The organism is Streptomyces sp. NPDC050703 (genome assembly GCF_040654435.1).
GTDB lineage: Bacteria > Actinomycetota > Actinomycetes > Streptomycetales > Streptomycetaceae > Streptomyces.
The window spans coordinates 86,697-109,798 of record NZ_JBFAHX010000013.1; the positions used below are offsets into that span (position 1 = coordinate 86,697).

The window sequence follows — 23,102 nt, forward strand, 5'->3', positions numbered from 1 at the left end:
GCGGCTCAGCGTTCGAGCCACTTCACCGCGTACCCGGCCATGTCGAGCCGCTTGCCGTCGACCTTCACGCCGACCGCCCGGTCCAGGGTGTTGACCACGAGGACGGCCTCGTCGTCGGCGAGCACCCGTACATGGCGCCGGTCGTCGCCGGCGACCGCGGCCTTCCTGAACCGGGTGCCGGGTCCGAACTCCGCGCCGAACCGCTCGACCAGCTCCAGCATGGGCAAGGGGGTGCCGCCGTCGGCGCGCTGCGTGGGGGTCCACAGGCAGCCCGCGCACGGGGCGCCCCTCTTCTGCGGGTTCCAGTAGAAGCCGCTGGTGGCGCCGCCCTTGGCCATCCCCATCAGGCCGGAGGCGTGGACGGCGACGCGGTGCGCCTCGGACCAGTCGTCGCGGTTGTCCCTGCTGTCGCCCGGCTCCACGTAGTACTCGGCCCACCACAGGGGCAGGTCTCCGGTGCGTTCACGGACCCACTGGCCCACGGCCGTGAACTTGTCGGTGGCCTTGAACTCGTCGGGGAGCATGTCGTCGTCCGTGGTGTAGCTGGCGCCGTCGACGACGACGAAGTCCGCGCCCTTCTTGTGTTCGTTCCAGTACGTGAAGGCGTCGAGGACGCGCTGGTCCAGGCTGCCCCAGGCGCCCTCGACCTGCGAGGCGTTCGTGGTCTGGCGGGGGTGGACGCTGTCCATCACCAGGTAGGGCCCGCCCACCATGATGTCCTCGTCGACCTTCTTGAGCTCCTCGTAGACGCGGTTGTACAGCTCGGTGTAGCCCTCCTGGTCCCAGCGGCCCTTCTCCGTGTTCCAGAAGCCCTTGAACTCGTTCCAGACGATGAAGTGGCGTACGTCGGGGTAGCGCCTGGCGACGGTCGCGGCGAGCTTCGCGAAGTCGTCGTAGTGCTCGGGGTCCGGCGCGGTCTCCAGGGCCTGCTGGCTCCAGTCGGTGCTGTCGGCGCCGGGCTCACCGCCCTTCATCCAGTCGGGGGCGCAGCACAGCGTGACGACGGGGGTGCCCTCGCTCTCCCTGGCGAAGTCGATGCGGCGGTCCATCTCGGCGAAGTCGTAGCGCCCCTCGACCGGTTCGGGGTTGCCCGCGCCCCAGCCCATGATGTGCTGGATCTGCGGGACGGGCCGCCGCTGGTCCGCGAGGCCGGCGCGGACGCGGCCGACCGCCTCGTCCTCGCCCTCGTCGGCGCTGTACTGGGTGTGGGTGAAGCCCCAGCCCACGGCCGCTTCCGTGTCGCCGGGAGGGATGACGGGGGTGCCGTGCACCGTGCCGCCGTCGGGCGTGGTGCCCGCGGTGCTGCCGCCGTCGCCGGGGAGCGTCTGGACCAGGGTGATCACCAGGGCCAGAGCGGCCGCACCAACGCCGAGCAGTGCGGTCAACCGCCACCGCAGTGCCGAGGAAACCCACTCATGACGTCCCATCAGCGGCAAGCGTAACGGCGTACCTCGGTGGCGGGACAGGTTCCGGCCACAGCTCCGCGACAGGCCCCGCCCCGGCCTCCGCACGGTGGGGGCGCGGAAGCACGCGGCGGAAACCGGATGCGGGGAGAGGCGCCCGTGCCGGATCATGTCGGCATGGCCGCCAACCCGCACGACGCCCTGCCGATCCGGCTGCACGTCGACGACAGCGACTCCCCCGCGGACGTCGTGGACGCGCTGTTCCTCGGCCGCTTCGCGACGGGCGAGCAGCCGTTCTCGCACAGCGTCAACATCGACCGCGTCAGGTCCGGTGCGACCCTGCTGCCCGGGGGCGAAGGTCCTGCGGGCCGCCCGCGACGACGACCGCAGCGCGACGCTCGCCGAGGGCCCCGGCTGGACCCTGCTGGTCTCCCGCTGGAACCGCGGCGCGGACGTCACGGTGACGGCGACCACCGAGGCGCTGGCGGAGAAGATCCTCAAGCAGGCGGCGGACGGCGCGCAGGACGAGCCGGAGCCGCAGCCGGAGGACGTCACGATGGGGTTCTGGTACGTCTCGCCGCGGCGCGGCCCCTACCGCACGACCCGGCAGATCTCGGCCGGTACGTGGGAGGAGGTGCGGCCCCACTACACCGCGCCGGTCGCCGACGCCATGGACAAGCTGATGAAGACGGTCCCCGAGGACATCTCGGGCCGCCTGCTGCTCCTGCACGGCCCGCCGGGCACGGGCAAGACGTCGGCGCTGCGGACGCTCGCCCGCTCCTGGCGCGACTGGTGCCAGGTCGACTGCGTCCTGGACCCGGAGCGGCTCTTCAGCGACGTCGGCTATCTGATGGACATCGCGATCGGCGAGGACGACGGCACGGGGAAGGGCCGCTGGCGGCTGCTGCTCCTGGAGGACTGCGACGAGCTGATCAGGGGCGAGGCGAAGCACACGGCGGGCCAGGCGCTCTCCCGGCTGCTCAACCTCACCGACGGCCTCCTCGGGCAGGGGCGCAACGTCCTCGTCGGCGTCACCACCAACGAGGACCTGGAGCGGCTGCACCCCGCCGTCGTCCGCCCGGGACGCTGCCTCGCCCGCATCGAGGTCGGCCCGCTGACCCGCCCCGAGGCGGTGGAGTGGCTGGGCACGGACGAGGGCGTGGGCCGCGAGGGCGCCACCCTCGCGGAGCTGTTCGCGCTGCGGCGCGGCACGGCACCGACGTCGGTGCCGGACCGGCGTGAGGGCGCGGACGCGGGGCTGTACCTGTAGGGCCGTGCGGGTGCGGCGGGCTACCGCGCGGCTCCGTACACCGCCCGCAGGGCGTCGCGCGCCGCGGCGAGCGCGTCCTGCTCGGAGAGGCCGAGCCGCCGTGCCCGCTCGGCGTACGTCCGGGCGGCGGCGGACGCCTCCCGGGCCGCGGCGTCGCCCGCCGCGGCGACGAACGTGCCGTTGCGGCCCCGGGTCTCGACGACCCCGTCGGCCTCCAGGGCCCGGTAGGCCTTGGCGACGGTGTTGGCGGCGAGCCCCAGCTCCTGGGCGAGCCCGCGCACGGTGGGCAGCTTGTGGCCGACCGGCAGCGCCCCGGACCTGGCCTGTCCCGCGATCTGGGCCCGCACCTGCTCGTACGGCGCGGCGCTTGAGGCTTCGTCGATGTCGATCTGCAGAGTCACGGGGCGATTGTCCCGCACGCGCGGGCCCCGTCCGCCCGTGACGGCCCCCGCGCCGGGGAAAATGGGAGGCCCGCGGCGCGGCGCGCGCGTAGCGTGCGGCTCCATGACTGTGATCGCGCGCGCCTTCGACCCCAGCCGCGCCTCCGCCGCCGCGGACGCCGAGGGCTTCGCCGCCGTACGCCGGGCCTGTGTGCCCGCGATGCTCGTGACCCCCGAGTCGGTCGCCTTCGACCTGGCGCACGCCCATCCGGACGCCCACTACCGGCAGTTGATCGCCGAGCACGAGGGCGAGGTGGTCGGCACGGCCCAGGTGGGCATCGCCCACGACAGCCCGGAGCCCGGCCAGGGCTTCGCCAACGTCTACGTCCACCCGGAGCGGCTCGGCACCGGCGCGGGGACGCTCCTGCTGCGCACGGCCGAGGAGCACCTGGCGCACGCGGGGGCGCGGACCGTCTACTCCTGGGTGCTCGACGAGCCCGCGAACCTCGCCTTCGCCGCCCGGCGCGGCTACCGCCCGAGCCGCAGCGCGCACTTCCTCCGCCTCGATCTGGCGCACGGCTCGCTGCCGCCCCGCCGTGAGCCGCCCGCCGGGGTGGAGCTGGTCAGCGGATCGGTGTACGCGGACGACGCGCGGCCCCTCTTCGCCCTCGACGCGGAGACCGTGGCGGACGAACCCGGCGACGTGGCCGCGGAGTTCACGGACTACGGGCACTGGCTCGCCGAGACCTGGCGGCACCCGCTGGTCAGCCGGGAGCTCACCACGGTGGCCCTGGTGGAGGGCCGTCCCGCGGCGTTCAGCCTGGCCCGCACGGACGGCGCGGGCCGCTACGCGTCCGGCATGACGGGCACCGCGCGTGCCTTCCGCGGCCGCGGCCTCGCCAAGCTCGCCAAGAACGACTCCCTGCACCGCGCCCGCGCGGCCGGCTGCACGGAGGCGTTCACCGGCAACGACGCGGGCAACGGACCGATGCTGGCGATCAACGCGTGGTTCGGCTACGAGATCTGCGCGACGGAGGTGCGCCATGTCCGCGAACTCGGCTGACGGCGGGGCCGCGACGGTCGGGATCGTCCTCGTCAAGGCGGGCGCCACGAAGATCCGCTACCCGGCGGAGCTGCTCCACGACGACGGGACGCGCGTCACGGTGCGGGCGCCCTGGGCCGCCCCCGGCGTCCGCGACTTCGGCTTCGTGCGCTTCGAGCCGGGCGACGTCCTCACCGAGCACTACTGGCGCGACCGCTGGTACGCGGTCAAAGAGGTGTACGCGGCCGACGGCACCCTGAAGGGGTGGTACTGCGACGTGACGCGCCCGGCCGTCCGCGAGGGGGCCGTCCTCACGGTGGAGGACCTGGACCTCGACCTGTGGTGCTCCGCGGACGGGACCGCCGTGCTCCGCCTGGACGAGGACGAGTTCGAGGCGAGCGGTCTGCGTGCGGCGGACCCCGCGGCGGCCGTCGCGGCACTGCGGGCCCTGGACGAACTGGAGGCGCTGGCCCGCGGACCGGGCCTTCGGAAAGTGACGGAACCCGTGCCGAATCCGGGGTTTCGATCAGAAAGCCTGTCCGCATAGGTCTACGGAACGGCTTACGTGGACATCGGTAAGGCAGGGAGGCAGCCATGCGCCGAGTGACCGTGCACAAGCCCGTGAGCAAAGCCGTCAGCCGTCGAGTACGGGAACGCCAGGAGGACGAGGCCGCCCCACGCGAGAGGTCCGAGGTCCGCAAGGACGTGCAGCGGACCTGGTGGCCGGACGCATGAGACGTCCTCAGGCGCCGCGGAGCCGCTTGCGGTAGTGCACGCGGTCGTAGGGGCCGTCGAGGCGCCGCTCGACGACGTCGTATCCGTACCGGGGGTAGATCTTCTGGTTCTCCCACATCAGGGCGTTGGTGTAGAGCCTGATCTCGTCGAGCCCCAGTGACCGCGCGTGGGCGTCGGCGAAGGCGAGCAGCCGGCGGCCCACCCCCTGGCCCGCGGCGTCGGGGTGGACCGCGATCGACTCCAGGAAGAGATGGGCGTCCTCGACCGGCGCGGTGACCGGGACGAGGACGAGCAGCCCGGTGACCGGGTCGCCGGTCACCTGGACGCGCCCCGCCGCCACGTCGGCCGCGTGGTCGGCGTCCATGGGCGCGGGGCGGCGCCCGATGCGTGCGATGTAGTGGTGGTACGCCGCGTGGGTCACCGCCGCGACGGCGGGGACGTCGGCGGCGGTGGCGGGGCGGATGTCCGTGAACCGGTCGGTCGTCTCGGTCATGCCTCCACGTCTACGTCACGGCGGCGGGCCCGTACCAGTGCCTTCTTCACCAACGGCCAGGCCACGACGAGGACGATCAGGCCATAGACGGTGAGGGAGAACGGTGTCTCGACCAGGCCGCCGACGCTGCCGTCGCTGATCTGCAGGGCGCGGCGCAGCTGCTGCTCGGCGTTGGGGCCGAGGATCACGCCGATGACCGCGGGCAGGACGGGCAGTCCGTAGCGCCGCATGCCGAAGCCGATCAGGCCGATGACCAGCAGGATGACGAGGTCGACCGGTTCGCCGCCGACCGCGTAGGCGCCGACGGCCGCGAAGAACAGGATGCCCGCGTAGAGGTAGGGCCGCGGGATGCGCAGCAGTTTCGCCCAGACCGGGGCCAGCGGCAGGTTGAGGGCGAGCAGCAGCACCATGCCGACGAAGAGCGAGGCGATGAGGCCCCAGACCAGGTCGGGTTCGCGTTCGAAGAGCAGCGGGCCCGGCTGGATGCCGTACTGCTGGAAGGCGGCGAGCATCACCGCGGCGACGGCGGTCGTGGGCAGGCCGAGTGTCAGCATGGAGACGAGGGTGCCCGCGGCCGACGCGGAGGCGGCCGACTCGGGCCCGGCGACGCCCTCGATGGCGCCCTTGCCCCACTCGTCCTTGTGCCGGGACAGGCGCTTCTCGGTGACGTACGACAGGAACGTCGGGATCTCCGCGCCGCCGGCCGGGATCGCCCCGAAGGGGAAGCCGATGAACGGCCCGCGCAGCCAGGACTTCCAGGTGCGCCGCACGTCGGCCCCGCCCAACCACGGGCGGCCGACGGGGATGGCCTCGCCGCCGGCTCGGCGCAGGTGCGCGGCGACCCAGAGGGCCTCCCCGATGGCGAAGAGGCCGACCGCGACGATCACCACGTCGATGCCGTCGGCGAGCTGGAGCGAGCCGAAGGTGAGCCGCTGCTGGCCGGTCATCTGGTCCAGGCCCACGAGACCGATGGTGAGGCCGATGAGCAGCGAGGCGAGGCCCCGGATGCGGGAGGAGCCGAGGACCGAGGTGACGGCGATGAAGGCGAGCACCATGATCGCGAAGTAGTCGGGCGCGCCGATGCCGACGGCGAGGCCGGCCACGGTCGGCGCGAGGGCGACGAGGAGGAGCGTGCCGATCATGCCACCGGCGAAGTGCCCGATGGCGGCGGCCGCGAGTGCCTGCGCGCCCCGCCCCGCCCTGGCCATCGGATGGCCTTCCATGGCGGCGACGACGGCGGCGCTCTCGCCGGGGGTGTTGAGCAGGATCGAGGTGGTCGAGCCGCCGAACATGGCGCCGTAGTAGATGCCGGCGAACATGATGAACGCGCCGGTCGGTTCGAGCCCGTAGGTCACGGGGAGCAGCAGGGCGACGGCCATGGCGGGCCCGATGCCGGGCAGGACGCCGATGGCGGTCCCCAGGAGCACGCCGACGGCGGCCCAGAGGAGGTTGACCGGGGTGAGGGCGGTGCCGAAGCCGTCCATCAGGGAGGTGAAGGCGTCCATGTCACAGCACTCCCATCAGGGGGCCGCCCGGCAGCGGAACGCCGAGCAGGTTGTTGAAGACCACGTACGTGACCACGGAGAGCCCGGCGGCGATCAGTGGATCGCGGTCGGGGTGGCGGCTGCCGAGGGCGTGGGCGGAGCCCCAGAACAGCAGGGCGCCCGCGACGGGGAAGCCGAGCGGTTCGACGAGGACGGCGGTGGCGAGGAAGACGCCCGCCAGGAGCAGCACGGTCCGCCAGTCGGCGGGTTCGGAGAGGTCGATGTCCTCGCCGCCCTCGGCCTCGCCCCGCCCGCCGCGCAGGACGTCGACGGTGAGCAGGACGGCGACGACGAGCAGTCCGACGCCGACGGCGACCGGCACGGTCTCGGGGCCGATGGGGCCGCGCCGGGCGATCTCCACGTCCATGGTGAGCGCGTCGGTGAGGACGAGCACGCCGAGGGCGAGGAGCAGGACGCCGACGCCGAGTTCGGAGTGCTCGCGCAGCCAGGCGCGGCGCCCGCCGCGCTCCGCGGGTGCCGCGTCGGGGGTGGTCTCGGGTGACGTGTCGGGGGTGGTCACAGTCCCAGCTCCTTCAGCACCGACACCACGCGCCTGTCCTGGGCGTCCAGGAAGTCGCCGAACTTCTCGCCGGTCAGGAAGGCGTCGTCCCAGCCGTTGGTCTTGAGGGACTTCTGCCACTCGGGCGAGGCGTGCAGCTTCTCGACGAGGGCGGTGAGCTTCCTCCGCTCGGCGTCACTGAGTCCCGGCGGGGCGACGATGCCGCGCCAGTTGGTGAACTCCACGTCGTAGCCGGACTCCTTGAGGGTGGGCCCGTCCAGGCCCTTCACCCGCTTCGGGCCGGTGACGGCGAGGAGCCGCAGCTCCCCGGACCTGATCTGGTCCAGGTACTCGCCGACCCCGGAGACACCGAAGGCGACCTTGCTGCCGAGGATGGAGGCGAGGAGTTCGCCGCCGCCGTCGAAGGGCACGTAGTTGACCTTCTTCGGGGCGATCCCCGCGGCGCGTGCCATCAGCATCGGGGCGAGGTGGTCGGGGCCGCCGGGCGAGGAGCCGCCGCCCACGGGCAGCTTGCCGGGGTTCTTCCTCCACGCCTCGACGAGCTGGCCGATGGTCTTGTACGGGGAGTTCCGAGCGACCACCACGACGTCCTGCTCCTCGGTGAGGCGGGCGATCGGGGTGGTGTCGCCGAGGCTCTTCGGGGAGTGGTTGGAGCGTGCGGCGCCGACGACGCCGAGGCCCATGGACATGGCGAGCTTGCCGTTGCCGTGCTCGCCGACGAGCCGGGTCAGGCCCACGGTGCCGCCCGCGCCGGGCAGGTTGTAGACCTCGATGTTGTGGGTGAGTCCGGCGTCCTCGGCGTTCTTCGCCGCGGTGCGGGCGGTGATGTCGTAGCCGCCGCCGGGGGTGTTGGGGACCATGAAGCGCAGGCCGGGGATCTGGGTGCCGGTGTCGGCGCCGCTGCCCGTGGTGAGCAGCGGCGGCGCCACGAGCACGAGGAGGGCGGCCCCCAGCAGGGCGAGGGGTGTGCGCAGCCGCACGTGTGCCACCACCTTGTCGGTACGTCGAGGGGGGCGCCGGGGAGGAACGTCCCCCGGGGGGACGGGGTGTGTGTGAGGTGGCCCACATGTTGCCCGGGCGTTGGCAACCTGTCTCTCTTCCGGAACCAACGGACGTTGTGGTCGTTGTGGTCGCGCCCATAGCCTGCGGCGATGACAAGGGTGCTGGTCGTGGACGACGACTTCATGGTCGCGAAGCTGCACAGCAGGTATGTCGCCACGGTCGAGGGGTGCACGGTGGTCGGCGTCGCGCACAGCGGCGCGGAGGCGGTGCGCCTCGCCGCTGACGTCCGCCCCGACCTCGTGCTCCTTGACGTCTACCTGCCCGACATGGACGGCATCGCGGTACTGCGGGAGCTGCGGGCGGCGGAGGAGCGCGATCCGGGGCGGCAGCCGGTGGACGCGCTGTTCATCACGGCCGCGCGGGACGCGGAGGTCGTACGGGCCGCGCTGCGGGCGGGCGCCCTGCACTATCTGATCAAGCCGTTCAACCAGGCGGCGCTGCGGGAGCAGTTGCGGCACGTGGCGGCGGTGCGGGCGCGGCTCGACGGTCTCGCCGAGGCCCGCCAGGAGGACGTCGACCGGATCTTCGGCACCCGGCCGCCGGGCTCACGGGAACTCCCGAAGGGCCTCGCCGCACACACCGCGGACCTGGTCGAGCAGACCCTGCGCGACCACCCGGGCGGCCTCTCGGCGTCGGAGTGCGCGGCGGCCGGCACCCTCTCCCGGGTCAGCGCCCGCCGCTACCTGGAGTTCTTCGCGGAGACGGGCCGCGCGGCCGTGACCCTGCGGTACGGCGGGACGGGGCGCCCCGAGCGGCGGTACCGGTGGGTGGAGTGAGCGCTGGACGGGGGTGCCGGCGCCGCCACGACGTTCGCCACGGCCCGCCGCCGGGCCGCCGGACGCCACGGCCGGTGAGCGCCCGTGGCCCCCGGCCGGAGCGGCGTGCGGCGGTTCAGCGGGGCGGGGCGGTTCAGCGGGGCGGGGCCACGAGCCCCGACTCGTACGCCGTGATGACCAAGTGGACGCGGTCCCGCGCGCCCAGCTTCGTGAAGAGCCTGGCCACGTGCGCCTTGACGGTGGCCACCGTGATGTACAGCTCGGCGGCTATCTCGGCGTTGGTCAGGCCGCGCCCCACCAGGGTGAGGACCTCGCGCTCCCGGTCGGTGACGCCGTTCACCGGGGGTGGGCCGGGCGCCGGGGCCGGTTCGGGGCGGGCGGCGAACTCCTCGATCAGGCGCCGCGTGACGCTCGGCGCGATCAGCCCGTCCCCGGCGGCGACCACGCGGACCGCGCCCAGGATGTCGTCCAAAGCCATGTCCTTGACCAGGAATCCGCTCGCGCCCGCGCGCAGCGCCCCGTACACGTGGGCGTCGTCGTCGAAGGTGGTCAGGACCAGGACGCGGACGCCGGCCGTGTCCTTCCGCGCCTTGATCGCGCGGGTGGCCTCGATGCCGTCCATGCCGGGCATCCGGATGTCCATGACGACGACGTCGGGGCGTACCTCACCGGCGAGAGCCACCGCTTCGGCGCCCGTGCCCGCCTCGCCCACGACCTCGATGCCCGCGGTGTCGGCCATCAGCACCCGCAGCCCGGCGCGCACCAGCGGCTGGTCGTCCGCGAGCACCACGCGGATGGTCCCCTCGCTCACCGGGGGCCTCCCTTCGGCAGGGGCAGCCGGGCCGAGACGAGGAAGCCGCCCTCGGGGCGCGGGCCCGCGGTGAAGTCGCCCCGCAGCAGGCCGACGCGCTCCCGCATGCCGACGATGCCGTAGCCGCCGCCGGCGGGCGGCCCGCCCGCCCCGTCGTCCGCCACCTCCACGGTGACCCCGTCGTCGCCGTGGCCGATGGTGACCCGGCACTCGCCGGTGCCCGCGTGGCGCACGACGTTGGTCAGCGCCTCCTGGAGGATGCGGAACGCGGCGAGGTCGATGTCGGCGGGCAACGGCCGTCGTTCGCCGTCCCACCTGACCCGTGCGTGCACCCCGGCGGCCAGGGTCGAGGCCACCAGGCGGTCGACGTCGGCGAGGCCGGGGGCGGGCTGCCGGGGCGCGTCGTATCGTCCGGGGCCGGCTCCGTCGGTTTCCGTGGGGCCGCGGCGCAGCGCGACCAGCGTTCTGCGCAGGCCCGCGAGGGTTTCCCTGCTGGTGGTCTCGATGGTGGCGAGGGCATTGCGGGCCTCGGCCGGCTGGGTGTCGATGACGCGGCGCCCGACGCCCGCCTGGATGGCGATGACACCGATGCTGTGCGCGATCATGTCGTGCAGCTCGCGTGCGATCCGCAGCCGTTCGGCGGTCACCGCCTGCTCGGCGGCGCGCGCTCCCATCGCCTGCGCGTGCGCGCGGCGCTCCTGGTAGGAGTCCCCCGTGAGCCACGCGGCGAGCGTCGCGAGGGCGAGCAGCGTGACGAGCTGGGCGGCGCGGGCCGGGTCCTGCCCCAGGGAGGTCGCCTGCGTGGTGAACTGCGCGGCGAACGCCAGGAGCGCCGCGGGCACCGAGACGCGGCGTGGGCGGGTGGCGGCGATGTACCCGACGGCGGCGTCGCCGAGCAGCACCTGGAGGTAGACGACCTCCGAGTTCTGCATCTGCGTGCGCGCGGCGGCCCAGCCCGCGAGGAGCAGCGCGAGCGCGGTCAGCGGCCTGCGCCGCAGCAGCACCCCGAGCAGCGCGGTGAGGACGATCAGCGGGGCGACCGTGACGAAGCCGAAGCCGCCGCGTCCCTCGCGCATCACGAAGTACAGGGCGAAGGGATAGCCGAGCCCCGCGGCCCAGGCCACCGGCAGCAGCCATGCTCTCGGGCCCTCCGCGGCCGGAGTCGGCCGGCTCGGGGCGTCCGTCGTCGCGTACATGCCCCGATCGTAGGCGCGCGCCACCTGCCCTGACATGGGCCGGGAGACGTACGCCCACGGGCCGACCCCCCGCCCGCGGCTGTGGCCGACGGGCCGATGCGGGGGCCGCCCGGCGCGGAGGAGCGTGGACCGCGTGATCGAAGTCGATGAACTGACCAAACGCTACGGCCACACCACCGCCGTGCGCGCGCTGAGCTTCTCGGTGCGGCCGGGACGGGTGACCGGTTTCCTCGGCCCGAACGGCGCGGGCAAGACCACCACGCTGCGGATGCTCCTCGGCCTGGTGGCACCCACCTCGGGGAGCGCCACGGTCGACGGCCGGCCGTTCCGCGGCCATCCGCGCGGCCTCCGGCACGTCGGCGCGGTGCTCGACGCGGGCGACGCGCACGGCGGGCGCAGCGCCCTCGCCCATCTGGCCGCGCTGGCCAGGAGCAACGGGATTCCGCGCCGCAGAGTGGACGAGGTCCTCGGCGATGTGGGGCTCGCCGAGGTGGCGCGGCGGCGCGTCGGCGGCTACTCGCTCGGGATGCGGCAGCGGCTCGGCATCGCCGCGGCGCTGCTCGGCGATCCCCCGGTGCTCCTCTTCGACGAACCGCTCAACGGGCTCGACCCCGAGGGGGTGTCGTGGGCGCGCGGACTCCTGCGGCGCCTCGCGGACGAGGGCCGTACCGTCCTCGTCTCCAGCCATCAGGTGGACGAGATGGAGCAGACCGCCGAGCAACTGGTCGTGATCGGCAGGGGGGAGCTGGTCGCGGCGGAGAGCGTGGCGCGGTTCGCGGCCAGGGCCGCCGGGCCCGAGGTGACCGTGCGGACGCCGGACGCCGCCGGGCTCACCGCCGTCCTGGCCGCCGAGGGCGGCTCGGTGCGGGCGGGCGGCGACGGGGTGCTCGTGGTCGCCGGACTGCCGGCGTCGCGGATCGGCGAGCTGGCGTGCGCCCACCGGGTCCCGCTCCATGAACTCGCCCCCGGCGCCCGGGCCCTTGAGCGGGCGTTCAGGGAACTGACCGCCGACCGCGTGGACCACTTCTCGGGAGGGCCGCGATGAGTGCGCGCTTCCGGGATCTGCTGGCCGCCGAGTGGATCAAACTCTGGTCGCTGCGCTCGACGTACTGGGTGCTCGGCGGCGGTGCCCTCGCCGTGGTCGGCGTCAACGCGAACTCCGCCTGGAGCAACGCGCGGCGGCTCGACGGCGCGCGGCCCGGCCCGGTCGCCGAGGCCGACCGGTTCTTCCGGTTCGATCCGCTGCACAGCGCGTTCGTGGAACCGGCCTGGCAGCTGTTCATGGTCCTCGCGGCGACGGTGGGCGCGCTCTGTGTCGTCGGGGAGTACGGCAGCGGTCTGATCCGTACGACGTTCACGGCCGTGCCGGACCGGCGCGCGGTGATCGCGGCGAAGGCGGCCGTGCTCGCCACGGTGCTCTTCGCGCTCGGCGCGGCCGTCGCGGGGGCGTCGTTCGGCGTGACGCAGGCGCTGCTGCGGGACGACGGCGGTCTCTCGCTCGGGGACGCGGGGGCGCTGCGGGCCGTGGTCGGCTCCGCGTTGCTCGCGCCGGTGTGCGCGCTGGTCGGTCTGGCGCTCGGCGCGGTGGTGCGGCACGCGGCGGGTGCCGTGGCCTCGGCGGTCGGCGTGCTCCTGCTGCTCCCCGCGCTCTTCGGCGGCGAGACGTACCGCTGGGTCAAGGAGACGGGCAACGCGATGCCGCTCGCCGCGTGGGGCCGCCTGGTGGAGAACCCCGCGGTGCCCGTCGCCCCGGAGAGGTACCCGGTGACTCTGGCCGAGGCGTGGACGGTCCTCGCCGCGTGGCCGCTGGTGGCGGTGGTGGTGGCGCTGACGGTGGTACGCCGCGGGGACCTCTAGGCCGGTCGTTCAGGGCCCGCGGCCGGCACTCCGAGCGCGGGCAGCAGGACCGGCAGGGAGCGGTGGAACTCCCGTGCCCAGTACGGGGGCGCGTGGGTCCCGGTGTAGAAGTGGGTGGTCACGGTGGCCCCGGCGGCGCGGAGCCGGTCGGCGAGAGTGCGGGACTCCCGCTGCATGAGGGTCTCCGTGGGCGAGATGGCATCCGGCGGGAACGGGTCCGACGGATCCTCCAGGCCGGGGATCTCCGGGTCGGGCCCGGTGCCGGGCGGATCGAGCGGCCCGGCCCGCCCGTCGCCACCGGCCAGATGGACCGGCAGACCGCGCAGGCGCGCGGCCAGGTGGTAGGGGTCGTGGCGCAGCCAGTTGGCGCGCTGGGCGACCGGATCACCCCAGAGTGCCTTCCAGTCGAGGCCGAGGTAGGTCATGGCGGCCTTGACGGCGTGCGGGTGCTGGAGCGGCCGTACGAAGCCGCTGTAGCTCGCGACGGCGCGGAACGTGCCCGGCCGCCGGGCCGCGTACGAGACGGCCCCGAACCCGCCCTGGGACTCCCCCGCCGCCACGCGGCGCGTCCCCGCGCCGAAGTCGCGCTCCAGCAGGGGCCGCACTTCGTCGAGGTGGAAGGTCTCCACGGCGGGCGGCCCCCCTTCACCCCGGTTGTACCAGTCGGTGTAGAAGCCGAAGAGCGGCATCTCCGGCATGACCACCAGGACGTCGCGGAGGCTCCGCACGTCCGCGAGCCGTGCGCCGTAGTCCTCGGTCCAGGCGCGGTGGTTGCCGTCGCCGCCGACGAAGAGGTAGAGCACGGGCCAACGGTCGCGGGGGCCTCGTTCGCGCCATCCGTCCGGGGTCAGCAGTCTGACCTCGGCCCGGCGTCCCAGCGCCGGGGAGGAGAGGGTGAGGTCGGTCAGGCGCGGTCCCACCTCCTTCTGGGACACGACCCGCGGCACGCGCGGCACGGGTTCTCGCGGCTGCCCTGTGGCCGTGCCGACCGAGCAGCCGAGCAGGGTGAGGACGGTGAACAGGCCGAGCAGTCGAAGCCGCGCGCCTTCGCCCCGGCGGCCGGTATCCATGGTCTCGATCACGTCCGTGACGCTACGGAACACTCACCGGGGCGCACATCCGCCGCGGGGAGGCGCGGGCTACTCCCGGGGGAGTAGCTCACCCGCGCCCGTGCCGGCCGCCGCCCGGCCTGACCAGTCCCGTCTCGTAGGCGAGGACCACCAGTTGCGCCCTGTCCCGTACGCCCAGCTTGGTCATCGCGCGGCTGACATGCGTCTTGGCGGTCAAGGGGCTCATGACCAGCGCTCCGCCGATCTCGCCGTTGGAGAGCCCGGCCGCGACCAGGGCCACGACCTCGCGCTCCCGGTCCGTGAGGGGGGCCAGGAGCGCGGCGGCCGCCGCTTCCGGCGCCTTGAGGCGGGCGAACTCCTCGACCACCGCGCGGGTGACGGCGGGAGCCAGCAGGCTCCGCCCCGCGGCGACCGTGCGGATCGCCGCGCGCAGCTCGTCCGGTTCGATGTCCTTGAGGAGGAAGCCGGCGGCACCGTGCCGCAGCGCCTCGAAGACGTAGGCGTCGTCCGGATACGTGGTGAGCATGACCACCCGTACGCCGTCGAGACCGCGCTCGGCGGCGATGCGCCGAGTGGCCTCGATGCCGTCGGCGCCCGGCATGCGGATGTCCATCAGGACGACGTCGGGACGGGTCGTACGCACCGTCTCGACCGCCTGTCCGCCCTCGGCCGCCTCACCGACGACCACGAGGTCGTCGGTGAGGTCGAGCAGCGCGCGGAAGCCCGCGCGTACGACGGTCTGGTCGTCGGCGAGCACGACGCGCACGGTCATCCGCGCCTCCCGGAGTCGTCGTCATCGGCCGGCAGCAGCGCCCGGACCCGGAAGCCGCCCCCGGGGACGGGGCCGTGGTCGAGGCTGCCCCCGAGCGCCTGCGCGCGCTCACGCATCCCGATGAGCCCCATGCCGCCGCCCGCGGCCGCGTGCCTTCCGCGCTCCTCGGCCGGGGGGCCGTCGTCCACGACCTCCACGACGAGCTGCCCCTCTTCTCGCACCAGGGTCACCGTCACCTGCCGGGCGTTCGCGTGTCTGACGGCGTTGGTCAGCGCCTCCTGGACGATGCGGTACGCCGCCAGTCCGGCCGCGGCGGGCATCCCGTCGCCGGACGCCGCCGCTCCCTCCCCCCGGAGCGTGACGTGCGGGCCGCTCTCCGCGAACCGGGAGACCAGGTCGTCGATACTGCCCGGCCCCGGCCCCGGCACCGGTCCCACCGCTCCCCCCTCGCCGTCGCGCAGTACCGTCACGGCGGTCCGCAGCTCCCGCACCGCCTCCTTGCCCGACTCCCGCACCTGCCGCATCGCCCGCCGGGACACCTCCGGCCGTACGTCGAAGGCGTCGAGGGCCACCCCGGCCTGCACGGTCATCGCCGTGACCGTGTGCGCCACGATGTCGTGCAGCTCACGCGCCATCCGCACCCGCTCCTCGCGCACCCGGCGCGCCGCCTCCCTCTCCCGGTCCTCCTCGGCCCGCGCCGCCCGCGCCGCGTAGGCGCGGAGCAACTGCCTCCGCATCCGCACGGCCTCGCCCAGGAGCAGCGGAACGAGCGGCCAGAGCACCTCCAGGAACAGCAGCCCCTGCGGGTTGACGGCGGGTCCCACCCGCAGCGCCACCGCCCCCGACACGAGTGCGGCGGCCACCCCGGCGCACACCGTGCGGCGCCGGTCGCCGAGGACCGCGACCGTGTACAGGGCGAGCATCACCGGCAGGTTGAGCAGCTCCCCGATGTGCCCGTACAGCGCCCAGCCGGCACATGCCGCTCCCGTCACCCCGGCCACCGGCAGCGGCCACCGCCTGCGCCACACCAGTGCGACGAGCGAGAGGGCGAGCAGCAGCCAGGTGACCTGGTCGGCCTGCCGGTGCCCGGCGTCGTTCACCGCCGCGTCGGCCCCGGCGAGCACCCCCACCGCGGCGGCGGCGGACAGGTCGGCCACCGGGGCCGGCAACTGCCGGAGCCCGCCCGTCAGCTGGTCGAGAACCGTCACACCGTGCACGGTAGGGGAAGACGGGAGGGGGACGACACAGCCTAGGCCGCCAGTGTTCCCGGCACGATCGCGCCGGGGCCGAACTTCGCCCGTGCGCGGTCGGCGACCTCCTCGATGCGGCGGGCCTTCTCGTCCGCCGGGTCGAACGTCAGCTGGTGGGCGGCGTGTTCGGCGGGCGCGAGGCCCTCGGCGCGCAGGGACAGGGCGCGCACCCTGGCCCGCTGGAGGCCGAGCGCCTCGTACATGCGGTACGCGGCCGCGGTCAGCGCGGTGGAGTGGGCGGTCGGCTCGGACAGGGTCCTGGTGCGGGTGATGGTCGCATGGCCGGTGCGGTCCGCGTACCGCACGGTGAGGGTCAGCGTGCGGCACACCTGGTCCTCGCCGCGCATCCTCGCGCCCAGTTCCTCGGCGCCGGAGAGCAGGGCGCGGCGGTGCCGGAAGGGGTCCAGCTCATCGCGGGGGAAAGGCCGTTCCACGGCGACCGAGCGGGCGGCGGCGTTGGGCACGACCGTGCCGCGGTCGATGCCCCGCGCCTTCTCGCGCAGCTCACGGCCCGCGCGGGCGCCGACGAGCCGCTGCAGGGTGGACAGCGGCGCGGCGCCGACCTTCCCGAGGGAGTCGAGGCCGTACTCGCAGAGGGTGCGGGCGGTGGCGCGGCCGATGCCGGGCAGCTCGGCGACCGGCCGGTCGGCGAGGAACTCCCGTATACCGTCGGGGCCTTCGGGCACCGCCCGGGTCACGCCGGGGGCGGCGCCGCGCGCGGCCATCCGGGCGAGCATGGGCCCTGGCCCGGCGCCGATCGCGCACTCGACCCCGTACAGCGCGAGCGCGCGTACGCGGATCAGCGCGGCGAGGTCGACGGGGCTCCGCCCGAAGTACCGCCGCGCGCCGCGCAGGTCCACCAGCGCGGCGTCGGGCGGCAGCGCCTCCACCTGCGGGGTGAACTCGCCGAGCAGGGCCAGCAGGTGGGGCAGCGCGGCCTCGTACATGGGTGTCAGCAGGAACCGCACGTAGAGCGTCCCGCCCTCGGCCCGCCCTCTGCTCTCCTCGTTCATCCCGCGCTCCCCGGACTCTGGTGCCACAACTTCCTGCTGACGCCCGCGGGGCCCTCGCCCGGCGGGCGGAGGTCCGCCCAGGGGTTCATCCGGAACCCGGTGGGCATCTCGATGCGCCGCGCGGTGGGCGCGGGGGCGGGCCCCTGCCCGGAGACCGGTTCCGGCTCGGGCTCGGGTTCGGGCCCGGGTTCCGCGAGGCGTCGCGCCACCGCCTCAAGGCCGCCCTCCCTCCGCAGCTCCACCAGTTCCGCCAGGTTCCACGCCGCCGCGCCCACCACGCTGAAGCTGCGCGGGCCGCGGCGCTGCACGACGCCGCGGACCAGGAGCAGCCAGGAGTGGAAGACGGTGTGCGCGCACCGTTCGTGCGCGTCCTCGAAGAAGGCCAGGTCGACCAGGCCGGTGCCGTCGTCCAGGGTCGTGAAGATGACGCGCTTGCCGGAGCGGAGCGGCGGGGTCTGCGTGGCCGCCTTGGCGCCCGCGACCAGGATGGTCGTCCCGTCCTCCGCCTCGCGGAGCCGCCGGGCGCTGAGGACGCCCAGCTCGGCGAGGAAGTCGCGGTGGTCGCCCATGAGGTGGCGCGAGGAGTCCATGCCGAGGACGCCGAGTTCGGCGCTGAGCCGTTCCGCCTCGTCGAGGTCGGGCAGTCCCGCCGGCGCGGTGCCGCGCCCGCCGGCCAGCGGGAGCTGTCCCCCGGCGGTCCCCCGGGTGCCGCGCCGCAGTTCCGCCAGGTGCAGTTGCAGGTCACGGCGGTTGGCGCCGAACGCGTCGAGCGCGCCGACCTGGGCGAGCCGCTGGGCGACCGGCTTGGAGGGCCTGGCCCGCTCCCAGAAGTCGACGAGCGAGGCGTAGGGCTGCCCCTCCGCGACGCGCTCCGCCTCGGCCTCGCTGATGCCGTGCACGTCGGAGAGGGCGAGCCGGAGCCCCCACGTCGGCCGGGACCCCGACGCCCCATCGGACACCAGTTCGATACGGTGAGCGACCGCCGACCGGTTCACGTCGAGCGGCAGGATCGGCACCCCGCGCCGCCGCGCGTCGGCGAGCAGCAGCCGCTTCGGGTACATCCCGGGGTCGTGGGTGAGCAGACCGGCGTAGAAGGCGGCCGGGTGGTGGGCCTTCAGCCACGCCGACTGGTAGGTGGGCACGGCGAAGGCCACGGCGTGCGCCTTGCAGAAGCCGTACGAGCCGAAGGCCTCGACGATCCCCCAGGTCCGCTCGATCGTCTCGGCGTCGTAGCCCTTGGCCGCCGCGTGCTGCGCGTACCAGGTCCTGATCCGTCCCTGCGACTCCGGGTCGGAGAGCCCGCGCCGCACCCGGTCGGCCTCGCCGCGCCCGCAGCCGGTCATGATGTCGACGATCTGGATGACCTGCTCGTGGAAGACGACGACGCCGTAGGTCTCCGCCAGCGGCTCCACCAGGTCGGGGTGCGGGTAGCGGGCGGGGGCGCGGCCGTGCCTCGCCTCGATGAAGGGGCGCACCATGTCGGCCGCGACCGGCCCTGGCCGGAAGAGGGAGATGTCCACCACGAGGTCGTGGAAGGTCGCCGGCTGGAGCCGCCCGACCAGGTCGCGCTGGCCGGGCGACTCGATCTGGAAGCAGCCGAGCGTCTCGGTGGACTGGATGAGCCGGTACGTCGCCGGGTCGTCCGGCGGCACCTGGCGCGGGTCGTCGAGGTCGACCGGGACGCCCGTGGCGCGCTCGACCTCCGCCACGGCGTGCGCCATCGCCGACTGCATCCGCACGCCGAGCACGTCCAGCTTGAGCAGGCCGAGGTCCTCGACGTCGTCCTTGTCGAACTGCGCCATGGGCAGGCCCTCGCCGCTGGTGGGCACGGTGGGCGTGCGCGCGAGCAGCGAGGCGTCGGAGAGCAGCACCCCGCACGGGTGCATGGCGACGCCGCGCGGCAGCCCGTCGAGGGCCTCCACCAGGTCCCAGAAGCGCTCGTCGCCGCCCCTCTCGGCGGCCAGTTCCCGCAGCTCGGGCAGCTCGGCCAGGGCGGCGCGGGCGTCGCGCGCGCGGATGTGCGGGAAGGCCTTGGCGATCCGGTCGATGTCGGCCGGGTCCATGGACAGGGCGGCGCCCACGTCGCGTACGGCGTGCCGCACCCGGTAGGTCTCGGGCATGGCGACCGTCGCGACCCGGTCGGTGCCGAAGCGGTCGATGATCGCGCGGTAGACCTCGATGCGGCGGGCCGACTCGACGTCGATGTCGATGTCCGGCAGGACGGGGCGCCGCGTGGACAGGAACCGCTCCATGAGCAGCCCGTGCTCGACGGGGTCGGCGTGCGCGATGCCGATGAGGTGGTTCACGAGGGACCCGGCGCCCGAGCCGCGCGCCGCGACCCGGATGCCGAGGCCGCGCACGTCGTCGACCACCTGGGCCACGGTGAGGAAGTAGGAGGCGAAGCCGTGGTGGGCGATGACGTCGAGCTCTTCGTGCATCCGCTCCCAGTACGCGCGCCGGGAGGCGTAGCCGCGCAGCACCATGCCCGCCGCGGCCCGCGAGGCGAGGACGCGCTGCGCGGTGCGGCGCCCGGCGCCGACCAGGTGGGGCTCGGGGAAGTGCACGGAGCCGATGCCGATGTCGTCCTCGGGGTCGACCACGCACTCCGCGGCGGTCGCCCGGGTCTGTTCGAGCAGGCGGTGGGCGGTGTCGCGGCGGAACCCCGCGGCCTCGACGACCCGCTCGGCGACGCCCAGCATGGCGCCGGCGTCCTTCAGCCACCGCTCCCCGCCGTCCAGCTCCTTGGCCGGGTCGACGGGGACGAGGCGGCGCGCGGCGTCCAGGACGTCGGCGACGGGGCCCTGACCGGGGTCGGCGTAGCGCACGGCGTTGCTCAGGACGGGGCGTACGCCCTGCTCGGCGGCGAAGCCGAGGGTGCGGGCGGCGAGGCGGAGCGATCCGGGGCCCGTGCCCTCCCGGCCGTGCCAGACGGACTCCAGGCGCAGCGCGTCGCCGTACCGCTCGCGCCAGGGCGCGAGGAGCCGGGCGGCGCGGTCGGGGCGGCCCGCGGCGAGCGCGCGTCCCACGTCGGACGCGGGGCCGAGCAGCACGGTCAGGCCCTCGCCGCGGTTCTCCTCCCACGGCAGGACGGGCTGTCCCTCCGGGGCGCGGTGGGCCTCGGTGACCAGGCGGCAGAGCGCGGCCCAGCCGGTGGCGCCGTCGCGGGCGAGGAAGGTCACGCGGGGGGCCGACTCGTCGATGAAGGCGCCTCCGCGCACGGGGGTCCGCCGCCGCTCGCCCCTGACGGCCACGGGCTCGCCCGACGGGGGCCCGCTCACCGCGAGCTCGGCCCCGAACAGCGGCCTGACCCCGGCTTTCGCGCAGGACTTGGCGAACCGGACGGCGCCCGCGACGCTGTCCCTGTCGGTGAGCGCGAGGGCGTCCATGCCCCGCTCGGCGGCGCGCTCGGCGAGCCGCTCCGGGTGCGAGGCGCCGTACCTCAGGGAGAACCCGGAGACGGTGTGCAGATGCGTGAACCCGGGCACACGCACCTCCTGCAACCCTGAACTGAACCGATCCCGTAACCCCCGCCTCCACCATAGACCAAGTTTCGAACGCGTGTGCGACACACGTGCGAGGCCCCCCTTCCGGCACCGCCCGTGTGGTCCGTTCGGCCCATCCCACCTGCGAGGACGCCCTCGGGCCCGGAGCGTGGGGGCCATGAGGTTCGCCGATGAGTTCAAGAGCGCCGTCACCCCGCGAGCAGCCCTGCTCGTCATCGGCGTACTCGCCCTGCAGCTCCTGTTCATCGCCTCCTACGTGGGGGCCCTGCACGACCCGCGGCCCAAGGACGTGGATTTCGGAGTGGTCGCGCCGGGAAAGGCGGCCGAGCAGACGGCGGGCAAGCTGCGCGAGCTGCCCGGCGAGCCGCTCGACCCGCGCCCCGTCAAGGACGAGGCCACGGCCCGGCACAAGATCATGAGCCGGGAGCTCGACGGCGCCCTGGTCGTCGACCCGCGCGGCACCAACGACACCCTCCTGGTCGCCTCCGGCGCGGGCACCGCCCTGTCCAGGACCCTGACCACGCTCGTCACCGAGGCCGACGCGGACCAGAAGCGCACGGTGAGGACCGTCGACGTGGCCCCGGCGTCGGGCCAGGACTTCAACGGGCTCTCGTCCTTCTACCTCGTCGTCGGCTGGTGCGTCGGCGGCTACCTGTGCGCGTCGATCCTGGCGATCAGCGCGGGCTCCCGGGCCGCCAACGTGCCGCGCGCGGTGATCAGGCTCGGCACCATGGCGCTCTACTCGGTCATCGGCGGACTCGGCGGCGCGGTCATCATCGGGCCCGTCCTCGGCGCGCTGCCCGGCAGCGTCCCCGGCCTGTGGGGGCTCGGCGCCCTGGTGATCTTCGGGGTGGGCGCGATCACGCTCGCCCTCCAGGCGCTCACCGGCATCATGGGCATCGGCCTGGCCGTCCTGCTCATCGTCATCGGGGGCAACCCCAGCGCGGGCGGCGCCTTCCCGCTGCCGATGCTGCCGCCCTTCTGGAAGGCGATCGGGCCCTGGCTGCCGCCGGGCGCGGGCACCTGGACCGCCCGCTCCATCGCGTACTTCGAGGGCAACGCGATCACCTGGCCGCTGCTCGTCCTCGCGGGCTGGGCGCTCGTGGGCACCGTCGTCACCCTCGCCCTGTCCGCCCGCCGCACCACGCGGTCCGGCTCGATCGACCTCAGCGGCACCGGTTACGGCAGGAGCGTCGCCTGAGCCGCGCCGCGCACGGCGGAGCGCCGGCCCGCGACAGCGGACCGGCGCCCCTTCACCGCGTCACTCGTGCGAAGAGACCGCCTCAGCCGATCTCCGCCCCGTAGGCGCCGAGCGCCTCGGGCACCGGCTGGAAGAACGTCTCGCCGCCGCTGCCGCAGTCGCCGCTGCCGCCGGAGGTGAGACCCAGCGCGGTGTCGCCGGCGAAGAGCGCGCCGCCGCTGTCACCGGGCTCGGCGCAGACCGTGGTCTGGATCAGGCCGTCGACCTGCCCCTCCTGGTAGTTCACCGTGGCGTCGAGCGCGGTGACCTCACCGTCGTGGACCTGGGTGGTGCTGCCGCTGCGCGTCACCTTCTGCCCGACCGTGGCGTCCCCGGCCTTGCTGATCGCCTGGGTGCCGCCGTCGTAGAGGTTCACCTCGCTGGGGTGCGGGACGTCGGCCGTGTACTTCACCAGGGCGTAGTCGTTGCCCGGGAAGCTCGACTCCTGCGTGGCACCGATCTCCTGGCCGCCCTGCGAGTCGGACCAGCTCTGCACCGCGTTGCCGCAGTGACCGGCCGTCAGGAAGTACGGCTCGCCGCCCTTGACCACGTTGAAGCCGAGCGAGCAGCGCGAGCCGCCCCCCCAGATCGCGTCGCCACCGGCGATGAAGGCCTTGTACTCGCCCTTGCTGCGCTTCAGCTCGGCCTTGCCGCCGAGCTTCGCCACGATCGCGCCGACCTTGTCGAGCTCGGCGCCCTCGACCGTGCGGTCGGCCGTGACGACCACCTTGTTGGCCGTCGGGTCCGTCACCCATGAGGTGCCGGGGACGGCCGCCTCGGCGTCGAGCGTCGCGCGGGCGCTCTTCAGCTCGGCGAGGGAGTTCTCGACGATTCTGGCCTTGCCGCCGGCCGACTCGACGGCCTTCGCCGCCTTGCCGTCCAGCACGTTGACGACCAGGGTCTTCGCCTCGGCGTCGTAGTAGGTGCCCGCGGCGTCCGCGCCGAGGTCCTTGTCGAGGGCCGAGGCCAGCTTCGCGGCCTTCGCGACCGAGAGGACGTCCGGAGTGGGGTCCGCCGTGCTCTCGCTCGCGTTCGCGGTCTGGAAGGTGACTCCCGCGGCGACCAGCGCGGCGATGCCCGCGCCTGCCACGGCTACACGCCGCTTGGGTATGCGTCGGTGCTTCAAAACTCACGACCTCCTGTGGGGGGAACGACCCGCCCGGCG

At 74.4% G+C, this 23,102-nt stretch carries 21 protein-coding genes and 1 pseudogene; 8 read left to right on the plus strand and 14 right to left on the minus strand.

Features of this window, described 5'->3' with window-relative positions:
• Nucleotides 1-5 precede the first annotated feature (5 nt).
• Nucleotides 6-1,427: a xylan 1,4-beta-xylosidase gene (locus tag AB0I16_RS14995; RefSeq protein ID WP_363249796.1), complete on the minus strand. Its 1,422-nt coding sequence runs from the start codon at nt 1,425-1,427 to the stop codon at nt 6-8.
• A 153-nt stretch (nt 1,428-1,580) separates the two neighbouring features.
• Here AB0I16_RS14995 and AB0I16_RS15000 point away from each other — a divergent pair.
• A pseudogene (locus AB0I16_RS15000) lies at nt 1,581-2,673 on the plus strand (DUF5925 domain-containing protein).
• Between the two features lie 20 nt (nt 2,674-2,693).
• On the opposite strand, the gene AB0I16_RS15005 reads toward AB0I16_RS15000, so the two are convergent.
• Complete coding sequence (locus AB0I16_RS15005) at nt 2,694-3,074, minus strand: GntR family transcriptional regulator (RefSeq protein WP_363249797.1); 381 nt, start codon at nt 3,072-3,074, stop codon at nt 2,694-2,696.
• Nucleotides 3,075-3,177: 103 nt separating this feature from the next.
• Between AB0I16_RS15005 and AB0I16_RS15010 the strand changes: the two genes are divergently transcribed.
• From AB0I16_RS15010 to AB0I16_RS15020, 3 genes are read left to right on the plus strand one after another with little or no spacing between them, the layout of a single operon-like run.
• Nucleotides 3,178-4,116, plus strand: a complete 939-nt coding sequence (locus AB0I16_RS15010) for a GNAT family N-acetyltransferase (RefSeq protein WP_363249798.1) — start codon at nt 3,178-3,180, stop codon at nt 4,114-4,116.
• Nucleotides 4,097-4,642, plus strand: coding sequence for a DUF402 domain-containing protein (locus AB0I16_RS15015; RefSeq protein WP_363249799.1), 546 nt, complete (start codon nt 4,097-4,099; stop codon nt 4,640-4,642). The genes AB0I16_RS15010 and AB0I16_RS15015 overlap by 20 nt, the downstream gene beginning before the upstream one ends.
• A 47-nt stretch (nt 4,643-4,689) precedes the next feature.
• A complete protein-coding gene (locus AB0I16_RS15020; RefSeq protein WP_363249800.1) occupies nt 4,690-4,830 on the plus strand; it encodes a hypothetical protein in 141 nt (46 codons plus the stop codon).
• Between the two features lie 7 nt (nt 4,831-4,837).
• Here AB0I16_RS15020 and AB0I16_RS15025 read toward each other — a convergent pair whose 3' ends face one another.
• From AB0I16_RS15025 to AB0I16_RS15040, 4 genes are read right to left on the minus strand one after another with little or no spacing between them, the layout of a single operon-like run.
• Nucleotides 4,838-5,323 (minus strand): GNAT family N-acetyltransferase, encoded by a 486-nt coding sequence (locus AB0I16_RS15025; RefSeq protein WP_363249801.1) that lies wholly within the window; start codon nt 5,321-5,323, stop codon nt 4,838-4,840.
• On the minus strand, nt 5,320-6,828 hold the full coding sequence (locus tag AB0I16_RS15030) for a tripartite tricarboxylate transporter permease (protein ID WP_363249802.1): 1,509 nt from the start codon (nt 6,826-6,828) through the stop codon (nt 5,320-5,322). The genes AB0I16_RS15025 and AB0I16_RS15030 overlap by 4 nt, the downstream gene beginning before the upstream one ends.
• 1 nt (nt 6,829) lies before the next feature.
• Nucleotides 6,830-7,387, minus strand: a complete 558-nt coding sequence (locus tag AB0I16_RS15035; RefSeq protein WP_363249803.1) for a tripartite tricarboxylate transporter TctB family protein — start codon at nt 7,385-7,387, stop codon at nt 6,830-6,832.
• Entirely contained in the window at nt 7,384-8,367 is a 984-nt protein-coding gene (locus AB0I16_RS15040; protein WP_363249872.1) for a tripartite tricarboxylate transporter substrate binding protein, read from the minus strand. The genes AB0I16_RS15035 and AB0I16_RS15040 overlap by 4 nt, the downstream gene beginning before the upstream one ends.
• A gap of 171 nt (nt 8,368-8,538) precedes the next feature.
• On the opposite strand from AB0I16_RS15040, the gene AB0I16_RS15045 reads away from it, so the two are divergent.
• On the plus strand, nt 8,539-9,225 hold the full coding sequence (locus AB0I16_RS15045) for a response regulator (protein ID WP_363249804.1): 687 nt from the start codon (nt 8,539-8,541) through the stop codon (nt 9,223-9,225).
• Between the two features lie 133 nt (nt 9,226-9,358).
• On the opposite strand, the gene AB0I16_RS15050 is transcribed toward AB0I16_RS15045, so the two are convergent.
• Entirely contained in the window at nt 9,359-10,036 is a 678-nt protein-coding gene (locus AB0I16_RS15050) for a response regulator transcription factor (protein WP_363249805.1), read from the minus strand.
• Nucleotides 10,033-11,232, minus strand: a complete 1,200-nt coding sequence (locus tag AB0I16_RS15055; protein ID WP_363249806.1) for a histidine kinase — start codon at nt 11,230-11,232, stop codon at nt 10,033-10,035. Before AB0I16_RS15055 ends, AB0I16_RS15050 begins: the two co-directional genes overlap by 4 nt.
• A gap of 133 nt (nt 11,233-11,365) precedes the next feature.
• Here AB0I16_RS15055 and AB0I16_RS15060 point away from each other — a divergent pair, with 133 nt between their 5' ends.
• Both AB0I16_RS15060 and AB0I16_RS15065 read left to right on the plus strand, forming a co-directional pair.
• Entirely contained in the window at nt 11,366-12,277 is a 912-nt protein-coding gene (locus AB0I16_RS15060) for an ATP-binding cassette domain-containing protein (protein ID WP_363249807.1), read from the plus strand.
• Entirely contained in the window at nt 12,274-13,089 is an 816-nt protein-coding gene (locus AB0I16_RS15065) for an ABC transporter permease (RefSeq protein WP_363249808.1), read from the plus strand. Before AB0I16_RS15060 ends, AB0I16_RS15065 begins: the two co-directional genes overlap by 4 nt.
• On the opposite strand, the gene AB0I16_RS15070 is transcribed toward AB0I16_RS15065, so the two are convergent.
• From AB0I16_RS15070 to AB0I16_RS15090, 5 genes are all read right to left on the minus strand, one after another.
• Entirely contained in the window at nt 13,086-14,171 is a 1,086-nt protein-coding gene (locus tag AB0I16_RS15070; protein ID WP_363249809.1) for an alpha/beta hydrolase family protein, read from the minus strand. The two genes, AB0I16_RS15065 and AB0I16_RS15070, sit on opposite strands and share 4 nt — an antisense overlap.
• A 76-nt stretch (nt 14,172-14,247) precedes the next feature.
• The gene (locus AB0I16_RS15075) at nt 14,248-14,931 is read right to left on the minus strand and encodes a response regulator transcription factor (protein WP_363249810.1); all 684 of its coding nucleotides are present in this window, start codon (nt 14,929-14,931) and stop codon (nt 14,248-14,250) included.
• Nucleotides 14,928-16,139 (minus strand): sensor histidine kinase, encoded by a 1,212-nt coding sequence (locus AB0I16_RS15080; RefSeq protein ID WP_363249811.1) that lies wholly within the window; start codon nt 16,137-16,139, stop codon nt 14,928-14,930. Before AB0I16_RS15080 ends, AB0I16_RS15075 begins: the two co-directional genes overlap by 4 nt.
• A 41-nt stretch (nt 16,140-16,180) precedes the next feature.
• On the minus strand, nt 16,181-17,194 hold the full coding sequence (locus tag AB0I16_RS15085) for a hypothetical protein (RefSeq protein WP_363249812.1): 1,014 nt from the start codon (nt 17,192-17,194) through the stop codon (nt 16,181-16,183).
• Complete coding sequence (locus tag AB0I16_RS15090; RefSeq protein ID WP_363249813.1) at nt 17,191-20,679, minus strand: DNA polymerase III subunit alpha; 3,489 nt, start codon at nt 20,677-20,679, stop codon at nt 17,191-17,193. The genes AB0I16_RS15085 and AB0I16_RS15090 overlap by 4 nt, the downstream gene beginning before the upstream one ends.
• 175 nt (nt 20,680-20,854) lie before the next feature.
• Here AB0I16_RS15090 and AB0I16_RS15095 point away from each other — a divergent pair, with 175 nt between their 5' ends.
• On the plus strand, nt 20,855-21,898 hold the full coding sequence (locus tag AB0I16_RS15095; RefSeq protein ID WP_363249814.1) for a DUF3533 domain-containing protein: 1,044 nt from the start codon (nt 20,855-20,857) through the stop codon (nt 21,896-21,898).
• A gap of 82 nt (nt 21,899-21,980) precedes the next feature.
• Here the strand turns inward: AB0I16_RS15095 and AB0I16_RS15100 are convergent, their stop codons facing one another.
• Nucleotides 21,981-23,063 (minus strand): S1 family peptidase, encoded by a 1,083-nt coding sequence (locus tag AB0I16_RS15100; RefSeq protein ID WP_363249815.1) that lies wholly within the window; start codon nt 23,061-23,063, stop codon nt 21,981-21,983.
• Between the last annotated feature and the right edge of the window lie 39 nt (nt 23,064-23,102).

What these genes read in the sequence shown, in the direction of transcription:
- AB0I16_RS14995 (WP_363249796.1), bottom strand. Translation starts at nt 1,427, where the DNA reads ATGGGACGTCATGAGTGGGTTTCCTCGGCACTGCGGTGGCGGTTGACC.
- AB0I16_RS15010 (WP_363249798.1), top strand. Translation starts at nt 3,178, where the DNA reads ATGACTGTGATCGCGCGCGCCTTCGACCCCAGCCGCGCCTCCGCCGCC.
- AB0I16_RS15015 (WP_363249799.1), top strand. Translation starts at nt 4,097, where the DNA reads ATGTCCGCGAACTCGGCTGACGGCGGGGCCGCGACGGTCGGGATCGTC.
- AB0I16_RS15020 (WP_363249800.1), top strand. Translation starts at nt 4,690, where the DNA reads ATGCGCCGAGTGACCGTGCACAAGCCCGTGAGCAAAGCCGTCAGCCGT.
- AB0I16_RS15025 (WP_363249801.1), bottom strand. Translation starts at nt 5,323, where the DNA reads ATGACCGAGACGACCGACCGGTTCACGGACATCCGCCCCGCCACCGCC.
- AB0I16_RS15030 (WP_363249802.1), bottom strand. Translation starts at nt 6,828, where the DNA reads ATGGACGCCTTCACCTCCCTGATGGACGGCTTCGGCACCGCCCTCACC.
- AB0I16_RS15045 (WP_363249804.1), top strand. Translation starts at nt 8,539, where the DNA reads ATGACAAGGGTGCTGGTCGTGGACGACGACTTCATGGTCGCGAAGCTG.
- AB0I16_RS15055 (WP_363249806.1), bottom strand. Translation starts at nt 11,232, where the DNA reads ATGTACGCGACGACGGACGCCCCGAGCCGGCCGACTCCGGCCGCGGAG.
- AB0I16_RS15065 (WP_363249808.1), top strand. Translation starts at nt 12,274, where the DNA reads ATGAGTGCGCGCTTCCGGGATCTGCTGGCCGCCGAGTGGATCAAACTC.
- AB0I16_RS15075 (WP_363249810.1), bottom strand. Translation starts at nt 14,931, where the DNA reads ATGACCGTGCGCGTCGTGCTCGCCGACGACCAGACCGTCGTACGCGCG.
- AB0I16_RS15085 (WP_363249812.1), bottom strand. Translation starts at nt 17,194, where the DNA reads ATGAACGAGGAGAGCAGAGGGCGGGCCGAGGGCGGGACGCTCTACGTG.
- AB0I16_RS15095 (WP_363249814.1), top strand. Translation starts at nt 20,855, where the DNA reads ATGAGGTTCGCCGATGAGTTCAAGAGCGCCGTCACCCCGCGAGCAGCC.